9 protein-coding genes, 6 tRNA genes and 2 pseudogenes are annotated in these 11,346 nt (G+C 58.6%); 7 read left to right on the top strand and 10 right to left on the bottom strand.

Annotated elements, in window-relative coordinates:
- Both DBR18_RS28370 and DBR18_RS07340 read left to right on the top strand, forming a co-directional pair.
- Positions 1–350, top strand: a 350-nt coding sequence (locus tag DBR18_RS28370) for an acyl-CoA dehydrogenase domain-containing protein (protein WP_177482352.1), incomplete at its 5' end; no start/stop codon positions are given.
- An 81-nt stretch (positions 351–431) separates the two neighbouring features.
- A complete protein-coding gene (locus DBR18_RS07340) occupies positions 432–839 on the top strand; it encodes a PA2817 family protein (protein ID WP_007967565.1) in 408 nt (135 codons plus the stop codon).
- A 105-nt stretch (positions 840–944) separates the two neighbouring features.
- Here the strand turns inward: DBR18_RS07340 and DBR18_RS07335 are convergent, their stop codons facing one another.
- Positions 945–1,943: a LysR family transcriptional regulator gene (locus DBR18_RS07335; RefSeq protein ID WP_108589852.1), complete on the bottom strand. Its 999-nt coding sequence runs from the start codon at positions 1,941–1,943 to the stop codon at positions 945–947.
- Between the two features lie 90 nt (positions 1,944–2,033).
- Between DBR18_RS07335 and DBR18_RS07330 the strand changes: the two genes are divergently transcribed.
- The 4 genes from DBR18_RS07330 to DBR18_RS07315 all read left to right on the top strand — a co-directional run bounded on the left by DBR18_RS07330 (position 2,034) and on the right by DBR18_RS07315 (position 6,099).
- Complete coding sequence (locus tag DBR18_RS07330; protein ID WP_108589851.1) at positions 2,034–2,660, top strand: hypothetical protein; 627 nt, start codon at positions 2,034–2,036, stop codon at positions 2,658–2,660.
- A gap of 90 nt (positions 2,661–2,750) precedes the next feature.
- On the top strand, positions 2,751–3,521 hold the full coding sequence (locus DBR18_RS07325; protein ID WP_108589850.1) for a 2OG-Fe(II) oxygenase: 771 nt from the start codon (positions 2,751–2,753) through the stop codon (positions 3,519–3,521).
- Between the two features lies 1 nt (position 3,522).
- A complete protein-coding gene (locus DBR18_RS07320; protein WP_108589849.1) occupies positions 3,523–4,161 on the top strand; it encodes a LysE family translocator in 639 nt (212 codons plus the stop codon).
- 198 nt (positions 4,162–4,359) lie between these two features.
- Entirely contained in the window at positions 4,360–6,099 is a 1,740-nt protein-coding gene (locus tag DBR18_RS07315; protein WP_108589848.1) for a dipeptidase, read from the top strand.
- Between the two features lie 132 nt (positions 6,100–6,231).
- Here DBR18_RS07315 and DBR18_RS07310 read toward each other — a convergent pair.
- From DBR18_RS07310 to DBR18_RS07285, 6 genes are all read right to left on the bottom strand, one after another.
- Positions 6,232–6,307 (bottom strand) — tRNA-Gly (locus DBR18_RS07310).
- Between the two features lie 2 nt (positions 6,308–6,309).
- Positions 6,310–6,385: transfer RNA gene (locus DBR18_RS07305), tRNA-Glu, on the bottom strand.
- A 141-nt stretch (positions 6,386–6,526) separates the two neighbouring features.
- Positions 6,527–6,602: transfer RNA gene (locus tag DBR18_RS07300), tRNA-Gly, on the bottom strand.
- A gap of 3 nt (positions 6,603–6,605) precedes the next feature.
- Positions 6,606–6,681, bottom strand: a tRNA-Glu gene (locus tag DBR18_RS07295).
- A gap of 104 nt (positions 6,682–6,785) precedes the next feature.
- Positions 6,786–6,861, bottom strand: a tRNA-Gly gene (locus DBR18_RS07290).
- A gap of 2 nt (positions 6,862–6,863) precedes the next feature.
- Positions 6,864–6,939 (bottom strand) — tRNA-Glu (locus DBR18_RS07285).
- Between the two features lie 384 nt (positions 6,940–7,323).
- On the opposite strand from DBR18_RS07285, the gene DBR18_RS07280 reads away from it, so the two are divergent.
- Complete coding sequence (locus tag DBR18_RS07280; RefSeq protein ID WP_177482351.1) at positions 7,324–8,082, top strand: hypothetical protein; 759 nt, start codon at positions 7,324–7,326, stop codon at positions 8,080–8,082.
- A gap of 1,083 nt (positions 8,083–9,165) precedes the next feature.
- Here the strand turns inward: DBR18_RS07280 and DBR18_RS30240 are convergent.
- The 3 genes and pseudogenes from DBR18_RS30240 to DBR18_RS28905 all read right to left on the bottom strand — a co-directional run.
- Positions 9,166–9,759, bottom strand: a pseudogene (locus tag DBR18_RS30240) (methyl-accepting chemotaxis protein); the annotation flags it as partial.
- Between the two features lie 267 nt (positions 9,760–10,026).
- Positions 10,027–11,094 (bottom strand): annotated as a pseudogene (locus DBR18_RS30235) (HAMP domain-containing protein); the annotation flags it as partial.
- Positions 11,095–11,241: 147 nt separating this feature from the next.
- Positions 11,242–11,346: hypothetical protein (locus tag DBR18_RS28905; RefSeq protein WP_256588613.1), on the bottom strand; the 105-nt coding region annotated here is incomplete at its 5' end.

Raw genomic sequence — 11,346 nt, 5'->3', positions numbered from 1 at the left:
AAGTGGCTGCGGTTATTGGCCGTGCCAAAGGCGATCCGACTCTCGAAGAGCTGCTCGCCGGCTGCTATCGCCCGCAGTCTGCCGACGATGCCGTGGGTGCCCTGCAACACGCCAGCGATCTGCTGGGTGCTGCACAACCGCTGCACAAAAAACTGCACACTTCGCTGAAAAGCGGTCAGGTCAAACCGGCGGCGGGCGAACACGCCATCGATGCCGCGCTGGAGGCCGGCGTGTTGCAGGCGGTGGAAGCGCAAACCCTGCGTGATGCTGAAGCGGCACGCCGCAAAGTGATCGACGTTGATGATTTCGACAAGGAAGAGCTGAAACAGGCAGAGGGGAAAGTCCGCTGATCCGTGTAGCGGTTTATTTGTGAAAAAAGGGCGCGAGAGCTTTATACTCCCGCGCCCGTTTTGCTCTTGAGGACTTATCTCGTGTCCAACGTCGTTGCCGATCATCTTGTTTTACTCGACCACCTGCGCAGTATCCTGGTCGCCGTAGGTGAGGCCGAACAGGTTCCCGAAGAAAGCCATGCCTTGTTCCTGGAGCGCTTCGATGAACTGCTGGCGTCCCTGCCGATCGATCCGATCGAGAGCCAGTATCTGGGCCAGGACATCCTGACCCAGGTGATTACCCGCTATCCGCAAATTGCCCATCTGATCCCGCGGGATCTGCTGTGGTTCTTCGCCGGCGACTGCCTGCACTACCTGTCCGATGAAGAAATCGACCTGTATCAGGCGCTGGAAGAACGTCGTTACGAAGCCGAACAGAACGACGAACCGTTCGACTGGAATCAGGAAAAACAGCTGCTGGCGATGTCTGCTCAGGACAGCAAGCACTGATTCAATGGTTTGAAGATCAAAAGATCGCAGCCTTCGGCAGCTCCTACACAGATCTCGTGTACGCACGTTCAATGTAGGAGCTGCCGCAGGCTGCGATCTTTTGCTTTAAAGCAACCCCTCACTCTCCGGCAATTCATACGCCAGCGCCAGATTGTTCGGCGCCCCCGCCTTCCCCGGCTTGCTCAACGTCGGCTCTTTCTCCAGACACTCCACCAGATAATCGATGAATACCCGCAACTTCGGCGGCAGGTAGCGCGTCGGTGAGTGCAGCAACCACAATCCACCGTGGTAAGAAGCCAGGAATGTCCATTCCGGCAACACCTGCACAATCAACTTCTGCTCCAACGCATAACGCGCGGTGAAGTACGGCAGACTGCCGATACCAATGTGCTGCAACACCGCCCCCAGTCGCACACCGGTATGGTTGGCGGCATAGCGGCCACGCACTCCGACAGTCACCGCTTTACTGCCCTTCTTGAATTTCCAGCGTGCATCGCTCGGGGTTTCCCCCAGGTAGATGCAGCTGTGTTCGAGCAGGTCGTGAGGATGCGTCGGGGTGCCGTGTTCGGCCAGGTATTGCGGGGTGGCGCAGAGCAGATGGTCGATGGTCAGCAACTGTCGTCCGACCAGTCCGGCTGGCGGGCGGTCGGTGATACGAATCGCCAGATCGACATGATCGTCGATCAGATCAACCTGGCGGTCTTCCAACAGCAACTCGACATCCACCTTCGGATAGCGCCGCAGAAACTCGGGCATGTGCGGGTGAATCACGAAGCGCCCGACGGCTTTTGGCACGCTGACCCGCACCCGCCCTTCCGCTTCGTGGGTGAACTGGCCGCTGATCTCCATCACCGACTTGGCGGCGCTGACCATCTCCTGACAGCGCTTGAACACTTCCTCGCCCCCGTCACTCAGGCGCAGTTTGCGCGTGGTGCGCTGCAGCAAACGCGTAGCCAGGGCTTTTTCCAGGCGGGAAATGCTGCGACTGATAGCCGACGGCGAGGAACCCAATTGGCGAGCTGCCTCGGAGAAACTGCCGGTCTCGACGACCTTGACGAAGATCGCCATTTCACCGAGCAGTGGCAGTGGGAGATTGATGCTCACAGCGCACAAGTCCTTTGATGTTTGAACGGATTATCACGTTATTGCACGATTCATATAATAAAAAAAGAAACTTTAATAAGGGCATGGAATATGACGCTTCGCCTCTTTTTCCATAGTGATGACCTCAAGGCTAATGTGGAAGTCCTCGACTGCACGCCCCACGAGAACGAATTTGCTGTGGTGCTGCGCGCCACCCTGTTTCATCCGCAGGGCGGCGGTCAGCCGTGCGACACCGGCACAATTGGCGAAAGCCAGGTGCTGCGCGTGGTGCAGGAACCGGATCGGATCGTTCATTACGTCGATCGTCCGGTAAAACCAGGCATGACCTGCATCCACGTCGATGAACAACGTCGCCGCTACAACACCCGCATGCATTCGGCCGGGCACCTCATCGGGCACTTCGTACAGGCCCTGGGCTGGACGCCGATCAAGGCGCACCACTGGCCGGACGAGGGCCGGGTGCAATTCAAGCCGGGCGATACCGCCCAGGATGTCGACGCGACAACCGTTCAATACGGTATCAATCAGTGGATCGAACACGATCTGCCACGCCTGACCTCTCTGCGTGAAGGCGCACGGGAAATCGGTTTTGGCGAGCTGCCGGCCTATGGCTGCGGCGGCACCCACGTACGCAGCCTGAAGGATTTGGGCACAGTCACGATCGCCTCCCTTTCGCAGAAGAAAGGCACGCTGTCCGTTCACTACAGCGTGGATTAAGCATTGCGGACGCTGCCCCGCGCAGCGTTCGACGCCGGGGGAACCGCACTCGCAGGTTCCGTTGACTATCGCTAGATGGACCTAAAAACAATGATGCTAGACGTCGAGCGTCTCGATGAGACGTGCATAAAAAAACTGGCCAACGAAGAAGTCCTCGCCATTCGCGTCAAAGGCTTTCTGCCTGAACCGCTGGCGATCCAGATTGGCGACAAGATTCTTGCTCCGGGATTCGAGGGCTACATCAACGCGCCGAGCATCGGCCGTATCGGCATGGCGTTCTACGAGGCGGAAAACCAGCCGCTGCTGATCGAGGACTACTTCGAACGCGCCACCCGCAACATCGCCGAACTGCGCGAGCGCTGTGCGCCCTACTCTTCGCCGGTCGACACTCTGCGCTGCATGCTCGATGAGTCCTGGCCAGCCGGCGCCCATCTGGAAAACCTCTATGGCCGCAAGATGTACGTCGGCCTGTCGCGGGTGGTCAAACCCGGCGTGTGCTTCCTGGCCCATCACGACATTTTCGCCAAGGACGCCCCGGACAGTTTTCAGGCCCGCAGCCTGGAAGCGCAGTTCGCCTGCAACGTGTACCTGAACATGCCGACCGAGGGCGGTGCATTGCAGATGTGGGACGACGACATCACTGCCGATCAGTTTGACGAGATGCGTGGCGACAGTTACGGCATCGACCCGGCGCTGCTGGGTCCACCGGCCCTGGAAGTACGGCCGGAACCGGGCGATTTCATCATGTTCAATTCGCGCTGCATGCACTCGGTGACCCCGGGCGTGGCGGATCCGCGACTGAGCCTTTCGTTCTTTGTCGGCTATCGCGGCAATGCTTCACCCCTGACCTTCTGGAGCTGAGATGTTAACGAACTACCTGGGCGAGTTTCTGGCGCTGGCCACCATTCACTTTCTGGCCGTGGTCGCTCCCGGCCCTGACTTCGCCGTGACCATTCGCCAGAGCGTACGCTTTGGCCGACTGGTAGGGATCTGCACGGCACTGGGCATCGGCGCCGGTATTTCGGTGCACGTTATCTACACCGTGCTCGGGGTCGGCGCGCTCATGCACACTACGCCGTGGTTGCTGACCGTGGCCAAGGTGATCGGTGGCGCGTACATCTTTTACCTCGGTATCAGCCTGATTCGCAGCAAACCGAAAACCACGCTTGAGGGCGATAAGAACCCGGATGAGCCATTGGTCGAGCAGTCGCTGTTCAAGGCATTCAGCACCGGGTTTCTGACCAACGCCACCAACCCGAAGGCCACGCTGTTTTTCCTGGCGATCTTCACCACGATCATCAGCGCCACCACGCCGCTGCAAATCCAGGCGCTTTACGGGGTATGGATGTGTTTCGTCAACGCGTTGTGGTTCGTCATCGTCGCCCTGTTTTTCTCCAGCAATAAAGTGCGCTTGCTGTTCATGCGCATGGGCCACTGGTTCGAACGCAGCATGGGCGTAATCCTGATTCTGTTCGCCGGGCGTCTGGTCTTGTCGATGTAAAAGCCACGCTCAAAGCAAAGGCCCGATCGGTTGAACACCCTTCGGGCCTTTTTCGTTTGTGCGCCGCTTTTGCGTAACTGTGCGACGGATCCCACTTCAGGACTCCCCTTTCACACCTTCGCGGTGTTAGTTTGGGAAAGATTTGCTTCATCTTTCAAACACTTCCCACTCAACTGCCTGCAAAGGAATGCCATCACAATGGATTTTTCCCTCAAGCGTCTGGCCGCTGCCAGCCTGGTTTTGGCCAGCCTCTCGTCGTTCACCTTGCCTGCTCAGGCCAACATCACACCTGAGCAAAGTGCTGAGATCCTGAAGAACTTCAGCGATACAACGGTCAGCGACTTTCGTCAGTTTCTCGGTGCCGTAGCCAAGGATGAGAAGAGTAAAACCGCCAATCTCGCCCCGGCGATCGACGGTTTCCTCGCCAACAAGACCCTGACTACCGAACAGCAGAACGAAATCAATCGCCTGCTGGGCATCTACACTCGCGTGAAGTACGGCACAGCCGCACTTGAGACCCTGCGCGAACTGGTGGAAATCCCGACTTTCCAGAAAGAAGGCGTAGCCCAGTACGATAATCCCGAGTTCATCAAGATCGCCGAGAAGATCAAGAGCCTCGCCGAATCGTTCGACCTGAAATTCCGCAACGTCGACAACCGCGTCTATGAAATCTCCCTCGATGGCAGCGGCGACGAAGTCGTGGGCATTCACGCCCATGCCGACGTGGTGCCGGTCACCCCCGAGAACTGGGTGTTGAAGGACGGGACCAAACTCGATCCGTTCAAGGTCACTCTGATCGGCGACCGCATGTATGGCCGCGGTACCGAGGACGACAAGAACGGCATCGTCGTTGCGCTGTACGCGATGAAAGTGATCAAGGAAGAAAAACTGCCGCTGGCACGCAATTTCAAACTGCTGGTGGATACCACCGAAGAAACCACCGGCGACTCCATCCCGTATTATTTCGAACACAACCCGACGCCGAACTATAACCTGGCGCTGGATGGTGGTTACCCGGTGGTCATTGCCGAAAAAGGCTACGGCACGGTCATGGCCAACTTCCCGCTGCGCAAGGCCGAAGGCAGCGGCGCGGAAATCATCTCGATGACCGGTGGCCTGGCGACCAACCAGATTCCATCGGTTTCAGTGGCTACGCTCGTCACCGACAAGCCTGAACCGCTGGCCGCCAGCCTGCAGAAAGCCGGCAACGAATACGCGAAAAAACACGGTGGCAACTTCAAGGTCGCTGCCAAGGTTGACGGCAAAGACGTCAAGCTGACCATCACCGGTGTGTCCGCGCACTCCTCCGAACCCGAGTCCGGCGTTAACCCGGTTGCGCGGATGCTCGACTTCATCAATAGCCTCGATGGCAAAGTTGCGCTCAAGCACAACCAGATCACCGACGCTGCACGCTATGCGTCCAACAACTGGGGCCTGGATTATCTGGGCAAAAAACTCGGTGTGGGCTTCTCCGATTCCTTCATGGGTCCGCTGACCACCTCCCTGACCTACGTCGGTGTGGACGACAAGGCCTTCAAACTGGCAGTCAACCTGCGCGTGCCGAAGGGCAAATCGCCAGAAGTGCTGAAGAAGGAAATTGCCGACAAGCTCGCGGCCTGGAGCAAGAAAACCCACGTTGCCGTGGACTTCACCTACTCGGTCGCCGAACCGATGTACCGCAACCCGGAAGGCGAATGGGTGAAAGCGTTGTTGGCGGTAGCCTCTGAAAACCTGGGCATGAAGCACGAATTCGGCACTTCCGCCGGCGCGACTTCGGTGCACGAACTGCCCAATGGCGTGCAATTCGGCCTGGCCAGACCCGAGGTCACCTACACTGGCCACACTGACGGCGAGTTCAAAACGGTGGGGCAATTCCTGCTGGATCTACAGATCGTCACGGAAATGATGGGGCGTGTCGGGCAGTTGCCGAAGCTCTGAAGAGGTATGGGCCCGCTGAACCAGCGGGCCTGACGTAAAAACAAAAAAGGACCCGAAGGTCCTTTTTTGTTGCCCGACAAATCAAGCACAAACAAAAACGCCGATCATCACTGATCGGCGTTTTTGTGAAATTGGAGCGGGAAACGAGACTCGAACTCGCGACCCCGACCTTGGCAAGGTCGTGCTCTACCAACTGAGCTATTCCCGCAATGGCGTCCCCTAGGGGACTCGAACCCCTGTTACCGCCGTGAAAGGGCGGTGTCCTAGGCCACTAGACGAAGGGGACACGCTACCCGGAACACATGGTGTGTGTTTCGGTGTCCAGATCCGTATCCGAAGACTTGGTTCTGGTTTCACTCAGCCCTGCCCGAAAGCAGCACTGTCTGGAAACAAAACGCCGCTCATCACTGAGCGGCGCTTTTGAATTTGGAGCGGGAAACGAGACTCGAACTCGCGACCCCGACCTTGGCAAGGTCGTGCTCTACCAACTGAGCTATTCCCGCAAATGGCGTCCCCTAGGGGACTCGAACCCCTGTTACCGCCGTGAAAGGGCGGTGTCCTAGGCCACTAGACGAAGGGGACACGCTACCCGGAACACATGGTGTGTGTTTCGGTGTCCAGATCCGCATCCGAAGACTTGGTTCTGGTTTCACTCAGCCCTGCCCGAAAGCAGTGCCGTTTAAAATTGGAGCGGGAAACGAGACTCGAACTCGCGACCCCGACCTTGGCAAGGTCGTGCTCTACCAACTGAGCTATTCCCGCATTGGCGTCCCCTAGGGGACTCGAACCCCTGTTACCGCCGTGAAAGGGCGGTGTCCTAGGCCACTAGACGAAGGGGACACACTACAACATTCACTCCCTGCCGCGTTTCGCTGTGTGCTTTACGCTGCAAGTGGCGCGCATTCTATGGATGGTTTGAGAGGTCGTCAACCCCCGAATATAAATTTATTTAAATCAATGACTTCGACCTGCTTTACGGGAGCATCGGGGCTTTTCCGTCGCCCGATGATTGACGCCTATATTCCGCCACTCGCCAAGACGTTATAGTCCGCAACACAATGATGGCAATCTGCGCATCCTGCGCCAGTATTCATATAAGCAGTGTGCAGCCGATACAGACAAAAGCTGCTGTACCAACTCGTCGAGCGACGCTGGGCGCCTGAATGCCCAGCCACTACACTCGCATGCGAACCCTATAAAGAGGTCTTACCGGTGACACCACTCATGATCACCCTGCTAGTCGTAGCCGGGATCGCAATTCTGATCGCCATTGGCTACATGAACCATGTGGTGGAAAACAACAAACTGGAGAAGGCCCGCACCAAAGTCGAACTCAACGACCGCCTGCGTCGCTGCGGCGAACTGACCGAAACCTTCCCCGGCCAGTTCATGACCCCGGCACTCAAGCTGTTGCTGACTCGTCTGGAACTGAACGTCTGTCAGCGCCTGCTGAACCTGGAAAAAACCAGCGCCACGATGAAAGCCCGGATCAGTGAACTGAGCGCACTGGTCGCCCAGGGCGAATCGATCCCGGTCAACAACCCGCCGGCACCGATCCTGACCGAAGCCAAAGCCAAGGACGTCCGTTTCCTGCTCGAAGCCCTGCACGGCCAGATCACCCGCGCCGCCCACGACGGCTTCCTGGCACCGAACGAAGCCAAGCACTGGATCAAGGAAGTGCGCCACATTCTGGTGCTGCTGCACATCGAGTTCTTCAACAACCTCGGCCAACAATCGCTGCAACAAAACCAGCCAGGCCAGGCCCGCCTCGCCTTCGAACGCGGCGTGCAATACCTGCGCAAGCAGCAGGATCCGCAGATGTACTCGGAACAACTGCAATATCTGGAAAAACTGCTGGCCCGCGCCAACGCCCAGGTCATGGACAAGATTGCTCCGGTTGAAGGCGAAGTGAACCAGTTGACCGAAGGCCTCAAGGAAGTTGAAGCCGATGCGGACTGGAAGAAAAAAGTGATCTACGACTGATGGTCGAGAGTTGAAGAAAAGCCACCGAGAGGTGGCTTTTTTATAGGGGGCGGGCTGGCTGCCATTGAGAATATTCAGTTAGAGAATGGTTGGCTGTCAGGCCGCTATCGCTGGCAAGCCAGCTCCCACAGGGGATTGGGTGCAGTCAACTGGAGTTTGGTCGGCTCGTAGGCCGCCATCGCCAGCAGGCCAGCCCCTTCAAGATCAGGATCAAAAGATCGCAGCCTTCGGCAGCTCCTACAGGAGATTGGGGTGGTCTGTTGGAGATTGGTCGGCTCGTAGGCCGCTATTGCTGGCAGGCCAGCTCCCACAAAGGGATTGGGTGCAGTCAACTGGAGTTTGGTCGGCTCGAAGGCCGCCATCGCGAGCAGGCCAGCCCCTTCAAGATCAGGATCAAAAGATCGCAGCCTTCGGCAGCTCCTACAGGAGATTGGGGGTGGTCTGTTGGAGAGTGGTCGGCTCGTAGGCCGCTTTCGCTGGCAAGCCAGCTCCCACAGGGGATTGGGTGCAGTCAACTGGAGTTTGGTCGGCTCGAAGGCCGCCATCGCGAGCAGGCCAGCCCCTTCAAGATCAGGATCAAAAGATCGCAGCCTTCGGCAGCTCCTACAGGAGATTGGGGGTGGTCTGTTGGAGAGTGGTCGGCTCGTAGGCCGCCTTCGCTCGCAGGCCAGCTCCCACAAGATCAAGATCAAAAGATCGTCCGAACGCGGCCCGAGCCTTCGGCAGCTCCTACACAGGATGAGCGCAAGCTCGGCTGCAGCTCTTGATCTTGCCGTGCCGGCCCCTTCGGCAGGCTGAGTGGAGGGGTTTATCCGGGGGTGGGAGCGCAGCGACCGTTTGGCGCAGCCAAACACATCGAGAGGAGGTGCAGCGAAGCAAACCGGAGGCGATGCCCCCGGATGAATCCCGGAGCGAAGGAACCCGAGCCTAAGCGAGGGCCGAACGCCGGGGCCAAGCCTTTTGCTTACTTTTCGGCGTCTGGAAAAGTGAGCCGCTGTAAGAGCGGAACCATAAGAAGCCGTTACCGCAGCAACGGATATTCACCCAAAACCCAAGAACCTGGTCGGCCCAGAGGCCGCCAAGTCAAAGCCGAAAGTGCCCAACCATCCCCTTGAGCTCCCCCCCCAACCGCGCCAGCTCAACACTCGAAACCGCATTCCCGCGCATCGCCAGAGAAGACTGATCCGCACTCGCGCGAATACTGGTCACACTGCGATTGATCTCCTCCGCCACCGAGCTCTGCTCCTCGGCCGCCGCCGCAATCTGCTGATTCATCTGCTGAATCAACGACACCGCCGCCGCAATACTCCCCAGTGCACTCTCGGTCTGCAACGCATCGCTGACAGCCAGTTTCACCAACTCGCCACTGCTCTGAATCTGCTGCACCGACGCCTGCGCCGCCGCCCTCAAGGCACTGACCAGTCGCTCGATTTCCTCGGTCGATTGCTGCGTACGCCGGGCCAACGCGCGAACCTCATCAGCCACCACCGCAAAGCCCCTGCCCTGCTCCCCGGCCCGTGCCGCCTCGATCGCCGCGTTGAGCGCCAACAGATTGGTCTGCTCGGCCACGCTCTTGATCACCTCAAGTACCGTACCGATATTCTGAATTTCGGCACTGAGGCTTTCGATACTGGAACTGGCCGAGGTCGCCGAATCCGCCAGTTGCTCGATGCGAGCCATGCTCTGGCGTACCACCTGCTGACCGCTCTCGACCTTGCCATCTGCGGTCTGCGCGGCCAACGCGGCCTCCTCGGCATTGCGTGCCACGTCATGCACAGTGGCAGTCATCTGGTTCATGGCCGTGGCCACCTGCTCGGTTTCTTCCTTCTGGCTGCTGACCTCCAGATTGGTCTGCTCAGTCACTGTCGACAGCGATTGCGCAGAACTCGCCAGCTGTTCAATTCCCGCCTGCAAACCGCTGACGATCGTACTCAGCCCGGTGCCCATCTGCTGCATCGCCAGCATCAACTGGCCGATTTCATCACGGCGGGTGACTTCGACCCGCGCACTCAGATCTCCGGCGGCGATCTGCTGCGCAACCCGCATCACACTGCGCAGCGGCGCGACGATCAACCGGGTAATGACCCACGCGGCAATCAGGCCGACCAGCAACGCCAGCGCCGAAGAGCCAATGATCAATACCGAGTTTTTCTTCAGTTCCGCCTGCATCGCGCCGTCCTCGGCGACATACGCCTGATCGACGCGTTCCATGACTTGCGCCGCACGCTGGTGCAACTGTTCATAGACGGTTTTTTCCTGGGCCAGCAGCCCGGTGTACTCGGCCAGTTTGTCGTTGAAACCGGCGATGTGCCCGGAGACTTCATTGAGGACGGTCAGGTAGCCCTCATCCTTGACCGTGGTTTTCAACTGCTCGGCCTGAGCCTGGGCCTGGGCAGCCTGCTCGATATTGCCCTTGCCTGCACTGTCGGCATCGCCCTTGCGACTCTGGTCGAGGCGAATCCGCGCCTCGTTCATCGCCTGCAACATCAACCGCGACACCTGACTGACCTGACCGGCCTGCTCGATGAACTGCGCGCCGTCCTTGCCTTCGGTGTCCTTCAGGGTATAAGCGCCATCATCGGCCAGCCCGGCTTGCAGCACATCCAGGTTATTGGCCACGCTGGACACCGACCAACTGGCCATTTCCAGCGCCAGATCCTTGGCCTGGGTCAGGGAGACGAACTCATCGAACGCCTTGCGGTAGGCAGCCAGCGACTGCTGTACATCATTCATCACCGGGACGTTGGCCGGCGACTGCGCCTTGAGCTGGTCAGCCAGCGCATTCAAACCATCGACCCCTTCGCGCAGCGCCTCGGCGCCTTTCGGGTTGCCGTGCAAAGCGTAATCCTGCTCGAGCAAACGCACCTTGAGCAAACCGCTGTTGAGCGACGACATCTGCTTCAGCCCGTCAAAGCGCTGGCTGACGGTTTGCAGAGACCAGACGCCAATCGCCGCCACAAGCGCAGTCAACAGCAACACCAGCACAAAGCCGATACCCAGTTTCTTCGCCATACCGAGGTTGGCAAAACGTCTTTGCGCGGCCGAAATCATTGCTCGTAGTCCCCAGCCAAAGTCTGTTGACGAAGATTCGCAACGGGCATCAGTCAACACAAGTCTCTGGCGTCGGAATAATGGCAAAAAGCTACGCCCACGTCGTTTTCAGAACGCTTGAGGTCGATCCTCGCGAGTGCTGCGAAAAAACTGCCGTGCGCGCGGGTCACAGGCATAAACCACATTGATCCGCTGCCATTGGCTGTCCTCGCC

The sequence above is a fragment of the Pseudomonas sp. HMWF021 genome, from assembly GCF_003061005.1.
Lineage (GTDB): Bacteria > Pseudomonadota > Gammaproteobacteria > Pseudomonadales > Pseudomonadaceae > Aquipseudomonas.
Note: the sequence above shows the minus strand (reverse complement) of the source record. Positions and strands in the feature narration are given on the sequence as shown.